The organism is Spiroplasma endosymbiont of Anurida maritima (assembly GCF_042465095.1).
Lineage (GTDB): Bacteria > Bacillota_I > Bacilli_A > Mycoplasmatales > Mycoplasmataceae.
In genome coordinates this window covers 722,501-742,141 of record NZ_CP102059.1, presented here as the reverse complement: position 1 = coordinate 742,141, position 19,641 = coordinate 722,501, and the positions used below count along the sequence as shown (strand labels likewise).

Annotated in this window: 14 protein-coding genes and 2 rRNA genes (1 of these 16 running past the window's edge); 2 read left to right on the top strand and 14 right to left on the bottom strand. The window is 27.0% G+C overall.

Annotation, left to right across the window (positions count from 1 at the left end; translation table 4 throughout):
• Positions 1–83: 83 nt before the first annotated feature.
• Positions 84–353, bottom strand: a complete 270-nt coding sequence (locus tag NPX79_RS03500) for a hypothetical protein (protein WP_381415049.1) — start codon at positions 351–353, stop codon at positions 84–86.
• 487 nt (positions 354–840) lie between these two features.
• On the opposite strand from NPX79_RS03500, the gene NPX79_RS03495 reads away from it, so the two are divergent.
• Positions 841–1,365 carry a cob(I)yrinic acid a,c-diamide adenosyltransferase gene (locus NPX79_RS03495; protein WP_381415048.1) on the top strand — a complete coding sequence of 175 codons (525 nt, stop codon included), beginning with the start codon at positions 841–843 and terminating at the stop codon, positions 1,363–1,365.
• Between the two features lie 1,072 nt (positions 1,366–2,437).
• Here the strand turns inward: NPX79_RS03495 and NPX79_RS03490 are convergent.
• From NPX79_RS03490 to NPX79_RS03440, 11 genes are all read right to left on the bottom strand, one after another.
• Positions 2,438–2,908 carry a hypothetical protein gene (locus NPX79_RS03490; RefSeq protein ID WP_381415047.1) on the bottom strand — a complete coding sequence of 157 codons (471 nt, stop codon included), beginning with the start codon at positions 2,906–2,908 and terminating at the stop codon, positions 2,438–2,440.
• Between the two features lie 174 nt (positions 2,909–3,082).
• Entirely contained in the window at positions 3,083–3,295 is a 213-nt protein-coding gene (locus NPX79_RS03485) for a hypothetical protein (RefSeq protein ID WP_381415046.1), read from the bottom strand.
• 21 nt (positions 3,296–3,316) lie between these two features.
• Positions 3,317–3,721, bottom strand: coding sequence for a hypothetical protein (locus NPX79_RS03480; RefSeq protein ID WP_381415045.1), 405 nt, complete (start codon positions 3,719–3,721; stop codon positions 3,317–3,319).
• The gene (locus tag NPX79_RS03475) at positions 3,706–4,797 is read right to left on the bottom strand and encodes a hypothetical protein (protein WP_381415044.1); all 1,092 of its coding nucleotides are present in this window, start codon (positions 4,795–4,797) and stop codon (positions 3,706–3,708) included. The genes NPX79_RS03480 and NPX79_RS03475 overlap by 16 nt, the downstream gene beginning before the upstream one ends.
• A 97-nt stretch (positions 4,798–4,894) precedes the next feature.
• A complete protein-coding gene (gene ruvX, locus NPX79_RS03470; RefSeq protein WP_381415043.1) occupies positions 4,895–5,320 on the bottom strand; it encodes a Holliday junction resolvase RuvX in 426 nt (141 codons plus the stop codon).
• Complete coding sequence (gene alaS, locus NPX79_RS03465) at positions 5,313–8,057, bottom strand: alanine--tRNA ligase (protein ID WP_381415042.1); 2,745 nt, start codon at positions 8,055–8,057, stop codon at positions 5,313–5,315. The genes ruvX and alaS overlap by 8 nt, the downstream gene beginning before the upstream one ends.
• Positions 8,058–9,279: 1,222 nt before the next feature.
• The gene (locus NPX79_RS03460) at positions 9,280–11,550 is read right to left on the bottom strand and encodes a RelA/SpoT family protein (RefSeq protein WP_381415491.1); all 2,271 of its coding nucleotides are present in this window, start codon (positions 11,548–11,550) and stop codon (positions 9,280–9,282) included.
• Entirely contained in the window at positions 11,550–12,065 is a 516-nt protein-coding gene (locus NPX79_RS03455) for an adenine phosphoribosyltransferase (RefSeq protein WP_381415041.1), read from the bottom strand. The genes NPX79_RS03460 and NPX79_RS03455 overlap by 1 nt, the downstream gene beginning before the upstream one ends.
• Before the next feature lie 26 nt (positions 12,066–12,091).
• Positions 12,092–15,277 carry a hypothetical protein gene (locus NPX79_RS03450; protein WP_381415040.1) on the bottom strand — a complete coding sequence of 1,062 codons (3,186 nt, stop codon included), beginning with the start codon at positions 15,275–15,277 and terminating at the stop codon, positions 12,092–12,094.
• Between the two features lie 90 nt (positions 15,278–15,367).
• A complete protein-coding gene (locus tag NPX79_RS03445) occupies positions 15,368–15,676 on the bottom strand; it encodes a hypothetical protein (RefSeq protein ID WP_381415039.1) in 309 nt (102 codons plus the stop codon).
• A 175-nt stretch (positions 15,677–15,851) separates the two neighbouring features.
• On the bottom strand, positions 15,852–16,439 hold the full coding sequence (locus NPX79_RS03440) for a hypothetical protein (RefSeq protein WP_381415038.1): 588 nt from the start codon (positions 16,437–16,439) through the stop codon (positions 15,852–15,854).
• Positions 16,440–16,499: 60 nt separating this feature from the next.
• On the opposite strand from NPX79_RS03440, the gene NPX79_RS03435 reads away from it, so the two are divergent.
• On the top strand, positions 16,500–17,225 hold the full coding sequence (locus NPX79_RS03435) for a YebC/PmpR family DNA-binding transcriptional regulator (RefSeq protein WP_381415037.1): 726 nt from the start codon (positions 16,500–16,502) through the stop codon (positions 17,223–17,225).
• 75 nt (positions 17,226–17,300) lie between these two features.
• On the opposite strand, the gene rrf is transcribed toward NPX79_RS03435, so the two are convergent.
• Positions 17,301–17,405, bottom strand: a 5S ribosomal RNA gene (gene rrf / locus NPX79_RS03430).
• An 85-nt stretch (positions 17,406–17,490) separates the two neighbouring features.
• Positions 17,491–19,641, bottom strand: a 23S ribosomal RNA gene (locus NPX79_RS03425); it runs 782 nt beyond the window's last position.

Here is a 19,641-nt window from a genome sequence, read left to right as displayed (position 1 = left end):
ACTCATCATCATAATTATTTTTGCTATATTAATAATTAATGGAGTTGTATTTGAAAGGTAAACATTTTTAAATAATTTATTATTTAAATATTTTGATAATACCATAATGTGTTTCTCCTTATGCTTTTCTTACTAGGATAGTTACTTTTTCTTCTAAAAAAAGCATGCAAAAGAAAAATTGTTTCATCATTATAAAACTCATTATCGTTTAAATCAATATTTTCTAAGTTTTCAATAAATTTATGAATATTATTTTTATTAATTGACATAAAGTATGTATTTTTGACATTTTCAAACTTATAAAAACTTTCGGTGTTTTTATTTGAATTATTAATATTAATATTTAAGTTCATAAAAGTAATTTTATGAAAGTCCCCTATTTCATGATTAATGTTTTTAAAATTATTTAATAAAAACGAAAATTTATAAATTGGCGATATTGCTATTTGGTTATTTTTAAAATATATATATTTATCATTGCTATACTCGTTGTTTTCAAGGTTAATTTCTTTTTTAAAATCATATATAAAAAAGGTTTTTTTTTCTCGTTAATATTATTCTGTCAATAAAATGATATATTTTGTTTTCGTTGTCATAAAGGTAAACATTTTTAAAGTATCAAAGATATTTAACATTTTTAATATATTTTTTTATAAATTTATCTAATAAAGAAAAATCATTTTGATTTTCTTTTTTTAAAAATTTATGACCGGCAAATTTTTAGTACTTCTAAAATTATTTACTATTTTTTCTTCTTTAGAAAACTTCATTTTGATCCTTTCATAACGTATTAAAAGTATACAATTATTATATAGTATTTTAATAAATGGGAGATATACAATGGTACATATTTATTCGGGAATGGGACGTGGTAAAACATCAATTCTAAATGGAACAATGATTAGAGCCTTAGGTAATGATTTAAATGTTTTATATTTACGTTTTTTTAAAAACAGACCTTCAGGTGAAATTACTTTTTTTAATAAGTTAGATTTAGATAATTTAAAAATTAAAAGTTTTTATCACGTTAGTAAAAAATTTATTTGAGAAATGGACGAAGAAGAAATTAAGTTAATGAAAGTTGACATGATAAAAGGATGAAATTATTTTAAAAAAGCTGTATCAGAAAAAAAATATGACATGATAGTTTGTGATGAGATGACGGATCTTGTAGTTAACAAATTTTTAACTAAAGAAGAATTTATAAAAGAAATAAATAAAGTAGATAAAAATATTGATGTTTTAATATCTGGTCACAATAAAGTTGAAGATATTAAAGAATGTGCTGATTTATATACAGAACTTGTAAGCATTAAACATTATTTTGATCAAGGAGTTATAGCTAAAAAAGGAATTGAATTTTAAGTAAATAAAAAGCAAACTATATAGTTTGCTTTTTATTTTAATCGTTTTTTGTAATAAAAATATTTACTTCTTTTTCAACACGAGATTTTTCTTTGTTGTGAATATCTTCTAGTTGTTTTGCGTTCATTTTTTCTTCTATTTTAAACCTAGCAATAATTTTATCATAACGCTCTAAGGCTCTTGTTAATTCTTTTTTATTAGCAATTATTTCTGATTTTATTTTTTTAAGTAGTTCAAATTCTTTTTGGTGATAAATAAAGTTTTCGATTGAAATATTTGCTTTAGGATTGTTAGACATATATTTATCCAATAATTTTATTTCTAATTTTTGTTTTAAAACAAGCAATTTTTTAAGTGATGATAATTTTTTTGAAAAATATAATTTATTTTCAACATAATCTTTATTTTTTTTGCATAGAAAAATTNNTAAATTATTTCTATTTGTATTATAAACATTATTGAACATCGCTAATTCTTCGTTTACAAAACGATTTGAGTTTGAATCGTAATCTTCTTTAACAGCTTTTAAGAAATCAATAATTTTTTCATTTGTTTTAATTTTAGATTTAATTTTAGGAATTTTATGTTTAGAAATTTTTATATCATCTTCATCGTTAATAATGTTTTCTCCAATTTTAGTGTCAGAAATTAATTGTTCTGTTTTAACATCAGAAACATTGTCTCTCTCTAAAATATTTTCAGCTTTTTCTATTAGCTTTAACTTTTTTTCTTCCTCTTTTTTTAAAAGAACTTTTGAGAAAGAAGCATTGTTAACTTCTCTTCTTATTAAATGTACTTTTGGTTTTTCTTTTGGTGGTTCTTTTTTACCAAAGGTAAATTTTTCAAAATCAATCCCTGCTGGTTTGAACTTTGTAATTTCAATATAAAGCTCCCCATCCATTTCTTCAATTTCTACTTTTTCATTATCATCTATATTAAAATCTACTAATGATACATCATATTTTTTTAATAATTCTACATTTTTGGTAAACGTCGGTCTTAAACTTTCATTTATTTCATAATCTTCATCATCATCATCAAATGAAATATCAGCANNCTTATTTCATCAAAATTAATTTCTTTTTTCAATATCAAATTCTTGTGATAAATCAGGTTCATCAGCAAAGATAAAGTCGTTATTTTCCGCTACATTATAATCATTCTGTTTTAAATCAATATTTTTCTTTTTTAAGCCATCATATTTACTAGGATCAACTGTTAAAACAATTTCCTCATCATCAATATCATTTGAAGTACTTTTAGCAACTCAAGTTAAAGGATTTCTAATAGGTTTAACTTTTTGAAGTTTATTAAAAGTCTTAAAGTTAACACCTAATTCTTTTAAGGGTTCGTCAGCTAATTCTTCATCTGCTGATAAATTTTTTTCTTCAAATTCCAAATCTGAAATTTGTTTTTCATTATTTATTTTATCAAACAAACGTGAAGCAGACTTTGAAAGCTTATAATCTCCATTATATTGACTCTCATCTTCTAATAAATCATTGATATTACCTATTTTTATTTTATTTATCTTCTTTTTCATTTTTTTCAAAACCCATTTTATCCTTTAATTCATCAATGTTAATATCATAGTCTAAAAACTTTTTATTAATTTTTGGTAGTTTATATTTTTTGTTAATTTTCTTTTGAAATTCTTTTCTTTCTTGTAGATAAATTAACCGTTGCTGTTGAAAGATTTTTAATTTTTCTTGTTCAGTTAATTTTTTTCATACTTATCTAATTGCTTAGCTTGGTTTAACTTTTTTAATAATTCTTCATTTTCTTTATTTTTTGCTAATTTCAACCAACGTTCTTTTTCTTGAATTCATTCATAAACAACATCAGGTCTTTTTTTTGGGTCAATAGTGGACGAAGAAATTGTTTGATCAAAATATTTTTCAATTAAAAATTCTACATTTTTTTTGTCCATAATTAACCCCTTAATAATATTTTATGCTTTTTTTATTCTTTTTTTATCAAAATTAACTTTATAAATACTTTTTACTTTTGCAATTTTTCCAATTTCCCTAATGTGCTTGATAAGGTCATGAATCTCTTTGCCAGTATAACCTGCAAGTGAGGTAAAGTTATCTTTAATGTCTTTTTCTAAATCTGGTTTTTTTCTAGGATCTATATAATTTTTATACAAACTCTCATCATTTTGACTAATCAATTTTTCAAAATTTTGTGAAAAATAACTTTTTTTGTTACTGTTCTTTTGATAAAAAGCATTTGTATTTTTTTTGTCTTTAGCATTAGATTCTTTAACAACCGTTATACTGTTTTTTAATTGATTACTTTTGAAGACAGCCTTTAACTTTACAGTTGGTTTAAATTTTTCTATTTTATCATTCAATAATAAGTTTGGCTTTTTTTCTTATCAACTTTAAATTCTTTAGCTTTATCATTTGCAAAGAATTTATTTATATCTTGATGGATATTTACTTCTTGATTTGTGTTGTCTTTTTTATCTTCAATTAAACTTTTTAAAATCATATGTTCTTCTTCAGTTATGCTTTTATAAAAGTTTTTTAAAAAATCTTTTTCTTTTATTTTTTTATCGTTAATATCATTATTAATGTTGTTACCTTGATTTAAAATAGCACTTTTATCAAGAATAAAATTATTAGCTGTGTTTGTAATTGTTTCACCTTTTTTAACATTACTATTTAAAACCTTATCATTGCCAATAAGTGTAGCATTTCTTTGTTCAAAGTGTTTATTTTCTAATGGTTCTAATATAATTGGTTTTTGTTTAAAATCTTTTTTATATTTATTAACACCTGATTCTAATCCATTATTATTTGTGTGTAAATTTTTATTTGCAATTAAATTATTATTGCTTCTTTCATATCAACTTGAAATATCATGTTCTTTTGCTCTAAGAATTTTTTTCTGATTAGAGGTTAATAAAAACTTGCTAGATATTTTTTGTAAATTTTCATTTATTTTTTTTACTTCGCTAGTTTTTTTATTAGAATATTTTTCTTTCATATCATTTAATCTATTTTTAGCAATTGATTCATTTAATTTAACTTTTTTTAAAAATTTATTTGATTGATTAACAAAAGGATTTTCTCCTTTTTTTAATTTAGTACGTCTTAATTTAATGATTTCTAATTGTTTTAAAGACAAACCAAATGTTTTACTAACATTTTTAATATGTTTACTAAAATTATGGTGTTTTTCAGTCATATTAGAATCTGTAAAAATTTCTAAATTATCATCTAGATTAGTTAAAACAATATCTACCATATTGTTTTTACCGCCCTTACTAAAACTTTTTGAAGTGTGAGTTCGGGAATTATCACTAGATCTAACATAAGATTTTAGCTTATCCCTTTCTGGGTAAGGGTTTTTTGTCTTTAACTTTTTCTTCTTTATAATATTTATTTGTCTTTCATTTAAATTGAAAGTTTTTTGGATATCCATATTACGACCTCATAACAAAAATGATATAACATTTATACATATATTATATCATTTTTTTTTGAATTTTTACTTGCTTTTATATTTATGAGTTGTATAATTATATGCTATTTTTATTATATTTAAGGTAATCTGACAAAATTATTTGCGCTGCTAATTTATCTTTATTTATTTTTCTTTTAGCTCTGCTTGTATTATTTTCTAACATAATATTTCCGGCCATTCTCGAAGTCATTCTTTCGTCATATTTATGAATAATTAAAGAACTATTTAAATCAAGTAACAGTTCAACAAAATAATCCACCATTTGCGCACGATAACCAATTGTTCCATCCATGTTTATTGGATAGCCAATAACGATTTCATCAATGTTTTCTTTATTAATATACTCTAAAATCATTTGAGCACCTTGTTCAAAATTATCCTCTTCAAATCTTATTGTATCTTTTGCGCTAGCAATTATTCCTTGACTTGTTGCAATTCCAATCGTTTTTGTTCCAAGATCAAGTCCAATATAACTAGCCATTTTTTAATAATTCCTTAATATAATTTTCAAATAATTCAAAGTTATTTGAAGAAATTGAACCTTGAGATAAGGTAGGGGAACCCCCCCCCTTTCGCTTCNNAAATTGTTTATTTAATTGTTTTGAAATATTGTTAGCAAAAATAACTTTTGAAGTTGAAGCAATACTATATTGAATTGTGTTTTCATCAACGTTAAAACATAAAGAAATTGTCCCAAGATTGTTTTTAACACTGTTTTCAGCCAACATTTTTAGCATGTTGATATTGATGTTTTTATCTTCAAATTTAAAATAAATAATTTCTTCATTTTCTTTTATAATATCTAATTTCTTATAGGTTTTAATATTTTTACTAATAAATAAATCTATTTGTTTTTTTTGTAAAACTTTTGTTCAGTTTTTATACATATTTTGAAATTCAGTACGGTAGTCATTAATTTCAAAATAATAATCAAATGTTTTTATTTTCAATATTTTCTCTATAATATCTTCCAAATCTTTGTCATGAACAATGCTTTTATTTGCATTGTAAAAATTCATTTGTTCTTTAACTTCATTTTGTAAACTAGTAACTTGTTGTTCAACATATGATGCAATTGTTTTCGAAGATGTTAAAGCAGTAATTCTGAAAGTTGTTGACCCTTTTGATTCCACATTTGTGATAATAAGATCTTCAATGTCTTTTGTACTAACAACATGCGTTCCACCACAAAGCTCACAAGAAAAATTACCAAATTTTACAACTCGAACATTTGATGTATCATATTTTTCTCCAAAAATAGCGATTGCATTATGTTTTTTAACAGCATCATCATAAGAACAATAAAAGTATTCCCCTTTAATGTTTTCTTTAATTTTTGAACGACAAAGAGTGTTAATTGAAATGATATCTGTTTTAACAATTGGTTGATTATGATTAACATCAATTCTTAACTTATTTGCATCATTATAAGAACCGGTTTGTAAAACGTGTTCACCTAATACAGCTCTTAGCGCTGAATGAATTATATGTGTTCCTGAGTGATTTTTCATAGTTAAAAGCCTGTTATTTTCATCTACACTTAAATCATAAACATCTCCCACAGAAAGCTTACCCAAACCAGATATTTCATGAAAATATTGCTTATTTGGACCTTCTTGAACATTTATTACATCAAACTCTTTTTTCTTATCTTTAGAAATAATTTTACCTATATCATGTAATTGTCCACCTTTTTCAGCATAAAAAGGTGTTTTTTCAAACACAACAATAGCTGTTTGACTATCATTTAAACTTATTTTTTTAAGTATTTCATCTTCAAAAATAATTGTTTTTATTTTTGCTCGATGTTCTAGTGTGTCATATCCAATAAAAGTAGTTTTTGTTTTATCTTCTATAAAAGCTTTACTTTGAAAGTTAATAGCTTTTTTGTCTGCTCTAGCATTTTTAGCAATAATTTTAGATTGAGCTAATAGATTTTCAAAACCTTTAACATCAATTTTTATATTATTGTTCTTTGCAATGTCAATTGTAATATCAATTGGAAACCCATATGATTCAAAAAGTAAAAAGGCGTTTTTATCTGAAATATATTTATCTTTTTTAATAATTGCTGTTAGTTTTTCCATTCCTGTTGATAATGTTTTTTGGAATTTTACTTCTTCTTCCTTTATTGTTTTAACAACCATCGCTTTATTATTATTTAAGTTTACAAAAGATGGACCTAAAACTTTTAAGACAATGTTAACCAATTTATGTAAAAATGGTTTATCAATTTTTAAATAATGACCATTAACAACAGCTCTTCTTATTAGTTTTCTAATAACATAACCACGTTCTTTATTGTCAGGGAAAGCACCATCGCCAATAGCCACACTAACTGCTCTTAGATGATCTGCAATGATTCTAAAACACTTACTAATAAAAATAACATCTTTTTCTTTTGCAAAATAATTGTTTACATCATATTTATATGATGTAAACCTTTCAATTTCCTTAATAATAGGTAAAAATAAATCTGTTTCAAAGTTTGTATGTGTGTTTTGCATAACAGACGCAATACGCTCTAAACCAGCACCAGTATCAATATTTTTTCTAGGTAATTCACTATATTTCCCATTACCATTATTATTAAATTGTGAAAAAACTATATTTCAAATTTCAATATAGCGATCATTTTCTAAATCTTCTTGTAATAATTTAATCCCTTGATTATTTAAATCATAGTCTACTCCACGATCATAAAAAATTTCCGTATTTGGACCACAAGGACCTGCACCAATTTCTCAAAAATTTGTATCTTTTGTCCCTAAAATTAAATGTTCTTCTTTAATTTTAATAATATTTTTTCATATACTAATTGTCTCTTTATCTTCCATAAAGACAGTGATAAATAATTTATCAGGATTTAAATTTAATCATTTTTCTGAAGTTAAAAATTCTCAAGCTCACATTATAGCTTCTTTTTTAAAGTAATCTCCAATTGAAAAATTACCTAACATTTCAAATAGTGTATGGTGTCTTGCTGTAACACCAACATTTGTAATATCATTTGTTCTAATTGAAGGTTGAGAACCTGTCATTCTATTTGATTTTGGAGTTTCTCTACCATCAAAATAAGGTTTTAAGGTTGCTACTCCAGAATTAATTCATAATAAAGAATCATCATTTTTTGGAATTAATGATGATGGTTCTATAACTAAATGATTTTTTGATTTAAAAAAATCTAATCACATATTTCTAATTTTAATGCTATTCATTTTTTCTCCTATGATCTATATCCTAATAATAATAATTTAAATGCAACAAAGACACAAGCAAGAAAAGCAAATATTTCAATAACTGTTAATAATGGAGGTAAATTAAAGTGTGCCCCTAAAAATAGTCAGCAAATTAATTGTCAAATAATTCCAATAAAAGCAATCAGAAACATTTGTAATAACATGTAAAAATTATAATGAAAATTTCTCAATGTTTTAATCATTATTCAAATAACAATTGTTGGAGTAAAAGTTGCTATTAACAATAGAATAGAAACTATTAATAGTACAGCATTAGTTCCTGTATAATCTTTAGCTGTAATCATTGATGGGACAATCATCACAACAATAAAACTTATCGCCAAAACAATTAGTCCAGTATTTGAATATATTCTTTTTTTAATTTCTCGATATGAAGAAATATTATAATAAGATAATCAAATAAATAATTGATTATATGGTTGATTACCTGTCGATGATAATAGTGTTTTAAATCCAAATCGAGATATAGTTGAAATAATAAACATTATTGCAAAAATAGGTGTAATTATCATTAAGAATACATAACCTATACTTAATATCCCGTTTCCTTGAAGTGCTACATTTAACCCCAAACCAACTCTCATTGAGTTCAATAAATTAAAGTTATTAACAATGAATTCAATGCCATTTTCTTTATGAATGAATTGGTTTTGATAATCCACTTTATACAATAAGTTTGTAAACGCATTAATTTGTTCTGAATTATTTCCAAAAGATAATAAAATAGAACCTATCAATCCAAACCCAAATGCTAAAAATAGGAAAATATACATATTTCATCTGCTTACTTTACTAATTGTTTTTCAGCGGAATTGTTTTAAATGAACTCCAAATTTAAATATAATAAAGAAACTTAAAGATACTAATGTTGCAAACCCTAGTAAAGGTAAAATTACATAACTATTTATAATGTAAAAATTTGCTAAATGACTATCAGAAAAGTTTAAAAAACCCCCAAATGAAAGTGATGATATTAAAAATTCAGATAATGAATTAAAATTGTTAAAATTAAAATCATCTAAATTAAATGATAANTTTTTTTTTGAAAAAAAACTATAAAAAGTTTCAAAATTACTATTTAAATTGGCAAAAACAACAAAATTCGCAATGAAAAAAATTGCAAAAGTAGTTCAAATTGCTAATTTAATATATAAATTTAATTTACGCATAAAAACCCCTCTTACATTATTGCTCTTTCTACATATTTTATATCAGGAATTGATGTTAATGCATTCATAACTTGTTTTAAACGATCAATATTTGATACTTTAATTATAATATTAATTTTTAAATCTTCATTAGAATATATCACTTTACCATTAATATTTACAATCGAAATACGTAAATGATTTAATGATTTTGTTAAATCAACCAATAACCCTGGTCGATCAAAAGCTTTAATTGCCAATGCACATTCATATGTTTTATCTTTACATACTTCTTCATTTCATTCCACATCAACTTTTCGTTCCAAAATATTTTCATTTTGAATGTTTACACAAGTTCACAGATGTACCTTAATACCTTCTGTTTTTGAAACATAGCCAATAATATTTTCAAAAGGAATCGGCATACAACATTGTGAAATTGTTGCTTTAATTCCTGTAGCCCCTTGAACAATAATATCATCTTTTAATTTTGATTTAATGTGTTGTTTTTCTTGAATTTTTTGAATAATCTTTTCATTTTGATTCGAAGTATTATCTAAATAAATTAAATTTACAGCCTCTTCTGGTGTAAACTCATTATTTGCTACATCTAATAAAAATGTATCTAAATCATGGTAATTTATTTCGTTAACACGATTAATTTGCTCTTCAACTGGTAATAATTTTCATTTTAAATTATGTTTTTTGATATGTTCATCAATTTTTGTTTTCGCATACTTAATTTTTTCTAAGTTTTGAATTCTTATTGTATCATCATCAGATTCATTAACTTTTTTCAAAAATCTTTTAATTTTTTGTAATGCAGAAGTTGTTTTAGCTATTTTTAATCAAGAAATATTTGGAGTTTGTGTTGAAGAAGTTTTAACATCAATAATGTCTCCTGATTTTAGCACAGTTGATAGAGAAGAAAATGAACCATTTACTTTTGCTCCAATTGTTTTTTCCCCTATTTCTGAATGAATCTTATAAGCAAAATCCAATACAGTTGCACCATAAGGCAAGGTAATAACATTTCCAACAGGTGTTAAGGCATAAACTAATGACGAGAATAAGTCATGCTTAACCATCTTTTCTCATTCATTAACATCCATTCCTTTACCTTCAGAATTTGCATCAATATCTTTTATGTCATTATCAGTTAATTTTTCAAAGTCTAAAATGCTCTTAAAAATATTTAATCTTTCATCAATGTGTTTTTGTTTCTCAGCCACATCGTAGTTTTCACCCTCTTTGTATTTTCAATGAGCAGCAACCCCTTCTTCAGCTATTTCATGCATCTCTTCTGTTCTAATTTGCACTTCAAAAATTGCTCCATCTTCACTAGCTAAAGTTGTATGAAGTGATTGATATAAATTATTTTTAGGAGTAGCAATAAAGTCTTTAAAACGATTACTTAGTGGTGTATATTTTTGATGAATTAAACCTAAAACACGATAACAATCATCTATTGTTTTTGTAATAATTCTAATTGCTAAAATATCATGAATATCATAAAAATCTTTACCCACAACATTCATTTTATAATAAATTGAATATGTTGATTTATCTCTACCATTAATGATAACGTCTAAATTATTTTCAATTGTTAAAAGTTCTTTAATTTCATCAATTTTATTTTCAATAATTTTTTTAAGAGAATCATTTGATTGTTCCAATAAATAATGAATTTTTTTAGACTCTTCAGGCATTAAAATTTCAAAAGAACGATCTTGGATTATGCGAGTAGCATTTTTCATTCCAATTCTATGTGCAATAGATGAATAAATCTCTAAAGATTCTTTAGCAATAATTTTTTGTTTTTCTTCTTTCAAAAAATTAATTGTTGATAGATTATGAATTCTATCTGCCAATTTAATTATAATAACCCTTATATCTTTTGCCATTGATAGATATAATTTTCGCAAATATTGTGATTTAATATTTGTTCGATTTTCCTTGGCAAAATAACTAACTTTTGTTACTCCATCAACCAAACTAGCGATTTCAGCATCAAATAATTGTGTTATATCTTCCATAGTTGAAGGAGTGTCTTCTAAAACATCATGCAATATTCCAGCAATAATAGTTTTTGTACCCATTCTTCATTGAGCTAAAAAATAAGCTGTTCATAAAGGATGAATAATAAAATCTTGACCACTTTTTCTTTTTTGACCACGATGTTGTTTTTCAGCATACTCATATGCTTTACGAATTTCTTCTAACTTATCTTTTGGAAAAATATACTTTTTTATTTCTTGTAAAACTTCTTCAAATGTAATGTTTGGACTATTTTTTTTTCATATTAGTATTTTACCAATGACAATTTTTCTATTTCTTCATCAACATGCTTAAACCCATTTAAAAAAGTAAGTTCTACAACAATACCAACACCAACAACTTTTGCATGAGATCTTTTCACAAGTTCAATTGTAGCATCAATTGTACCACCAGTTGCTAAAATATCATCTACTATTAAAACTCGATCACCTTTCTTAATATCACCTTTATGAATTTCTAAAATATTTTTTCCATATTCTAAATCATAACTTTCAGATAAAACTTTTCTAGGTAACTTTCCAGGCTTTCTAGCTGGAACAAATCTTATGTTTGCATCATAACTAGTTGGTACACCAAATAAAAATCCTCTTGATTCTGGACCAATTATTACATTAGCATCAATTTTTTTTGCAAAATCAGAAAAAGCTCTAATGGTATGAGCTAGAGCTTTTTTGTCATTTAAAATTGGTGTAATGTCTTTAAAAGAAATTCCTTTTTTTGGAAAATCTTGAACTTCAATTATATAATCTTTTAAATTCATAAACACACCTTCTAATCCTATTAATATTAATCGTTTAAACCGATAACAGTTTGTTCATCAACCGAAACTTTTTTATTTTGTAAATATCGATCAACTCTAATTGCACGTAGTTCTCTTTTTCTTTGTAAGAATATTCATAAAGGTATCGAAATAACAATAATTGTAAATAATGTTGAAATCAACCCGAACAATACAGTAAGGTATAACCCAAAATATGCTCCAGAAAATATTGTGAAAACTGTTAATAAAACTCCAAATGTAGCCAAAATAAATACATAGTATTTAAGTAGTTGATACATTGTTATTGTACCAACTTTTTGCAGAACATCTTTATTTTCTGATGATTTTCAACTGCTAAATTCTTTTTTAAGTGATTTTATTTTCTTTTTATTATCAGCTTTTAATTTTAATGAAGATGCAACATTTTCATTTATTTCATTGTTATATTTAACAATTATTTGTTTTTTCTTTAAATCAGGATTTTCTTTTTCTAATTGTAATATAAAATCTTTTTGCATTTTTTTATGCTCTAACTGTAATGATTTTATTTTGTCATGATGATCTGTTAAAGAATTGAAAAATCCAATTGTTTCTGATTGTTTTAAAGCTTTTCTGTTTTCTTTCAGCTTTTTTAAAGCTAATGTTGAAAGTAAAAACATAATAATTAAAACAGACATAGCTGCTATGACAATTTCAAACTTAATAATAACTTGAAAGACTATAACAAAAGATAAAGTTAATAACATAACAAAAATAGATGATATTAATGATGAAACAAATTGTGCTCAATCTGATCTAAATGTTATATATAAAAAGTTTATTCCGATAGCTACCGCTAATGTGATTAAAGCTTTTTCTAAAATATAAATAGCCATTGAAGGTTCTGTTGTAGTTAAACTGAATCCAGGATCTTCTGATCAAGCATCATATAAACCAGCAACAAATGTTGCAAACTCTCTTTCATATGTACCTTTTGAAATATTAGTTTCTACAACCATCATTCTTTGAGTTTCATTAATAGAACCTTGATTTAAGATATAAATATCGTAAATAAAATCTCTTCCACCTCTTTGTTGATAATTGTTTTTAATAGCGTTATCTAAGTGACTTATGTTTTCTTCATTATTATCGTATTTTCAAAAATCCTCAGAAATTGTTAAGTTAATACTTGATTTAATAGAACTATCAAAATTATTAACTCCAGTAAATGCAAATGTAGTTCCTAATATTATAAATAAGAATCCAATAATAGGTAAAATCATCGACATTTTTTTAACTGTAAAAAATGATTTAAATTTAGATGGCTTTTTAGTTTTATTATCAATTGTTGTTTGTTCGTCTGATATAATATCGCTTTTCGCAATTAATTCATTATTCACTAATTTATTATCAATATTTTCGCTAGCTAATTCTACATCGTGGTGTTCGATACTAAACCTTTCAACTGTTTTTTGTTGTTTACTAAATCATTTTAAAGATAAATTATAATTCGGAATATCTAAAAACTTATAGTTTTTAGACTCATTTATTTTAGCTAAAAATACATAACAGAATCTAGCAATAATAAATGTAAGAATTAAACTTAAAAATAAACCAACTAACAGAACAACTGAGAATGATTTAATTATATTTACCCCTAATCAGAAGAAAGAAAAACCAAATATTGAAACAATTACAATTGCATCTAAAATAATTGTGTATGTTTTTCTATTAGCTATTTTCATAGAAGCTAAATATGGCACTTTATTTGTATATCGTTCTCTTTTAAATCGACTAAATAATATAATGTTACCTTCTATACTTATAATTGTTGCGATTAAAATTGCAGTTATACTTTCTGGAGTTAACTCAATACCTAATGCTGATGAAAAGAATAATGTAACCATAATCATTAATAGTATTAAAAGCGAAACAATTAATCCAAATACACGATAAACAATTGTTAAATACACAAACATCAATAATAAGATAACACCAATAATAATTACAAATGTCTTAAATAATGTTTGATTAATTGCCGCAGGAATTTCTCTTCATCCAGCAACTCTAAATGATAGTGCAGAAAAACCACCATTAATAAGATTTTTAACTTCACGAGCAGCTGTTGCTGTTTCTGTAATAAATTCATTTAAATTAGTTCCTGATGCTTTCTCAGGATTTAATAAAGAATAATAATTTAAAATATATTTATTATATTTATCAGTAATCTCTTTTGTAATACCACTACCAGCATTTGAAGGTGTTCCGATCATGTTTAATAAATATGGTCTAATACTATTAATATAATTATTATTAATATCTGTTTTATCTTCAACATTAACTGTTAGTTGATCTGCAGTTACTAAAAACTTAGTATCTTCATCTTCTAATATTTGACGAAACTCATCATCTGAAGCAGATCATACTAAATCAATAATATTAGCATTTTTCACATTATCATTTTGATCTAAATATATAATTTCAAAAATATCATATATGTATTTAGCAGTTTCACCTGATGCATCAATATCGTTTCTTATATAAACAGAAAAGTCTCTAAAATTATCAACGTCTCTTCTAACTTCATCTAAAAATTGACCTATGTCAGTTCAAAATAATAATGTGTCACCTTGCCCACCATCTTCAGCTGGTGGTGTTATTAGGTTTTGGATTTCACTTCACTTTTCTTGACTATTAATATTTAACGAAATTTTTGGTTCTCTAGTAGTTTCAACAGTTCCATCAGTTGCTCCTGAAATAACTTCACTAACTGGTGTTCTTTCACCATCTTTTACTAGAAAATCTTGTCCGTTTGGATTTAAAAGGGAAATGGCCCCTAATCTTTGGATAACACTTTCTAAATCACTAAAATCTTCGTAATCATGTTTACCAATAGTTAGTTCTAAACGATTTTTTCCATTTTCTTTTAAATAAAAATTATCAGTATTTATTGGATCTAATTTATCACGCAATAAAGGTAAAGCTTTTTCAGCATCCCCATTTGGTCGATCCATTTCTGTTGGAGTTTTTGTGTCATATACATTAATGTGAACATTGTAACCACCAGAATAAGCAATTCCCAATTCAGCATTTTGAACATAATTATTTGTAGAAAAAAACAACCCTACAACAGCTGCAATTATAACAATTAAAATAAAACCTAACCTAAAAAAGAAGGGATTAACCTTCATGTTTTTTCTATTTCTTGGTTTTTCTGATCTTACTTTTTTCATAAATCTCCAATTACTTGATTATTTTACCTTATTTTTAAGTAAAAATTAATAGATATTTAGTATAAATATTATTTATTTTATAAATAACACTTATTTAAATAAGTCTTCAAAATCTGATAATTTTTTAGACTTATCAACAATTCTTTGACTATTCATATATTCAATTAATCTATTATATTTTATTTTCATTATGCTTTTAAATAATTTCATAAAGGAAATGTCTGTTATTTTTGGTAATTTTACATTAACAAAATATTCTAAAATATTTTCAATTCGAACTTTTTTATTGATTTTAATAAATTCCATTATTTTTATTTCTGCTGTTTCAATTATAAAATTAGCATACTCATTATCTTTTTCCATTAAACTCATTTGTATTATATCCTCTCAATTATTCATTTAGAGCAAATTTAAAAACATAACTTGAAGAATATAATAAATTTTTAAAATATCATTTTTGTTTTTATCAATCACACATTGTAAATTTTTATTCATAAAATTAAATAATATTTTATCTCCATCTTTCAAACTATATGTTGTATCTAAATTTCTTCAAAAATTGTTTCAATTATTATTACATTCTTTTTTTTAAATTTTTATCAAATCCCTCTGAAATTTTAGCAATATTTTCAGCTTTGTTTTTATTAATTAAATTACCCTCTTGATCATTGAATGAAAAAACAGATGAGTTATTAATTATTTTAAAAATATCAATATACTTTATATTATTTCATGTTTTGGAAGTAAATTTTTTTGTTTTGGCAAAATTTATAATGTTTTTTTCCATATTAATATCTAAACACATTATTGTTTTTACTTTGTTTCTTTCAATTTTATCGTTTAACCGCTTAAAAATTTTTAAGATTGGCTTATATTGATCGTCAGATCTTCTTAAAGAAGTAAAATGTTCATATTTAAAGTTGTCTTTGTTTTTATCTGAAAAAAAACTTATATTCTTTATCACTAGAACACCTGCTAAAAATGGTTTGTGAATACATTTATCATCTTTTATATAATATGGTGATGTACTTAAAAATCTATACGCTTCAAAATCTAAAATCATTAAAGGAAAAATAATTTCTTTTTTAAATTTTTTTATTTCGGATGGTTTAAATTTTATGTTTATGTTTAAATTGTTAACAATTTCTTTAAAATTACTCATATAATTTATGATAACATTAAATTGATATTTTTATAATAATAACAAGGAGAGAGATAGTATATGGCAGGACATTCAAAATTTGCTAATATAAAGCATAAAAAAGAAGCACAAGATTCAAAAAGAGCTAAAGTGTTTGTAAAAATTATTAAAGAAATAACAGTAGCTGTTAAAAAAAGCGGACCTGATATTACAACAAATTCAGGTTTAAGATTAGCGATCGACAAAGCAAAAATTGCTAATATGCCAAAAGATAACTATGAAAAAGCTATTAAAAGAGCATCTGGGCAAGATAACAATAATAACTACGACGAAATAAGATATGAGGGCTATGGTCCTTTTGGTGTAGCTATTATGGTTGATTGTTTAACTGATAACAAAAACAGAACAAGTTCAAATGTAAGAAATTACTTTAAAAAAAGTAATGGAAATTTAGGAACTACAAATTCTGTTGGTTATTTATTTGAAAAAAAAGGTAGTATAGTGTTTAAAACAGATCTAACTAATGATAAAATAATGGAAAAAATATTAGAATTAGAAATTTTAGACATTAATTTAGAAGATGATACTTATAAAATTATTTATTGTGAAAGCGAAATGCTGAACATTATAAAAGAAGAACTACAAAAAATTGATCAAATAGAATTAGAAGAAATTAAGCAAGACATGGTACCAAATAGTGAAATAGAATTATCAACAAATGATGACATTATAAAATTGGAAAAGTTAATTAATAATTTAGAAGATGATGATGATGTTCAACAAGTTTATCATAATGCTAAATACTAAGGTATTTAGTTTTTTTATTAGCATTAAAATAAAAAAATAAAAAACCAACTATTTTGTAGTTGGTTTTTTATTTAAACCTGGCGTTTACCTATTTTCGCGCAAACTATTTTCGGCGTGATAGTGCTTAACTTCTGTGTTCGGGATGGGAACAGGTGTGACCACTATGCTATGAACACCAGATGGTGATTGATAGAGAGATTATCCTCTCAAAACTAGATATAGATATCAAATAATTTTTAACTAAAAATCAATTAAACTACTCATTTTATTGAAGTCCTCGACCTATTAGTATTGGTTAGCTAAACATGTCACCATGCGTACACACCCAACCTATCAACCTTGTCGTCTTCAAGGGGTCTTACTCCATAAAGGATGGGAAATCTCATCTTTAAGTATGCTTCTCGCTTAGATGCTTTCAGCGATTATCATTTCCGTACATAGCTACCCAGCTGTGCCACTGGCGTGACAACTGGAGCACCATAGGTACGTCCATCCCGGTCCTCTCGTACTAGGGACAGATCTCATCAAATTTCCTACGCCCACAACAGATAGGGACCAAACTGTCTCACGACGTTCTAAACCCAGCTCGCGTACCGCTTTAATGGGCGAACAGCCCAACCCTTGGAAGCGTCTTCACCTCCAGGATGCGATGAGCCGACATCGAGGTGCCAAACCTCCCCGTCGATGTGAACTCTTGGGGGAGATAAGCCTGTTATCCCCGGGGTAACTTTTATCCGTTGAGCGACGGCCCTTCCACTCGGGACCGCCGGATCACTAAGCCCAGCTTTCGCTCCTGTTCGACTTGTAAGTCTCACAGTCAAGCACCCTTATACCTTTGCGCTCTTCGTATGATTTCTGACCATACTGAGGGTACCTTTGGGCGCCTCCGTTACTTTTTAGGAGGCGACCGCCCCAGTCAAACTACCTACCTGACACTGTCTCTGATCTGGATTACAGATCTAGGTTAGGATTCCAATATAGCAAGGGTGGTATTCCAAGGGCGACTCCTGAAAAACTAGCGTTTCTCTATCTACGTCTCCCACCTATCCTATACATGCTATACCGAAACCCAATATCAAGCTATAGTAAAGCTCCACGGGGTCTTTCCGTCTAGTTGCGGGTAACCTGCATCTTCACAGGTACTAAAATTTCACCGAGTCTGTAGTCGAGACAGCGAAGGGATCATTACGCCTTTCGTGCGGGTCAGAACTTACCTGACAAGGAATTTCGCTACCTTAGGACCGTTATAGTTACGGCCGCCGTTCACCGGGGCTTCAATTCAATGCTTCATCTTGCGACTAACAAATCCTCTTAACCTTCCGGCACTGGGCAGGCGTCACCCCCTATACTTCGTCTTGCGACTTTGCAGAGAGCTGTGTTTTTGCTAAACAGTTGTCCCTTCCTTTTCACTGCGGCTCATATTGCTATGAGCAACCCTTATCGCTAACTTACGGGTTCATTTTGCAGAGTTCCTTAACTACAGTTATCTCGCTTGCCTGAGGATTCTCTCCTCGACCACGTGTGTTCGTTCTAGGTACAGGTAACACACTGATTATCGCTAGAAGCTTTTCTTGGAAGCGTGGCGTCATGTACTTCGTTACTTGCCTAAGCGTTCACTCCCCATAACACTTCAAGGTTGTGCAAAGCGGATTTTCCAACTTTACCCTCTTTGTGCTTAGCCTGGAATCCAATTACCAGGATACACTAGCCTTCTCCGTCACTCCATCACTCAATGTGTCANNGTACAGGAATATCAACCTGTTGTCCATCGACTACGCCTATCGGCCTCGCCTTAGGTCCTGACTAACCCTGGGTGGACGAACCTTGCCCAGGAAACCTTGGTCATACGGCATGAGGGATTCTCACCCTCAAACGTTACTCATACCGGCATTCTCACTTCCAACCAGTCCAGCAGTCCTCACGGTCTACCTTCATCCCTGTTGGAACGCTCCCCTACCACTCATTGATACAAACGAATTCATATAAATGAATCCATAGCTTCGGTACTATTCTTAGCCCCGGTACATTTTCGGCGCGGAGTCACTCGACTAGTGAGCTGTTACGCACTCTTTAAAGGGTGGCTGCTTCTAAGCCAACCTCCTAGCTGTTTAAGCGACTCTACATCCTTACACACTTAGAATAGATTTTGNNGGACCTTAGCTGATGATCTGGGCTTTTTCCCTCACGTACACGGACCTTATCACCCATGTACTGACTGCCGAGCATACAACATTGGCATTCGGAGTTTAATTGTATTCAGTACCCCTAGGTGGGGCCATCATACATTCAGTGCTCTACCTCCAATGCGCTCTTATCTCGACGCTAGCCTTAAAGCTATATCGGGGAGAACCAGCTATATCCAGGTTCGATTGGAATTTCACCGCTAGCCACAAGTCATCCGAGGTCTTTTCAACGA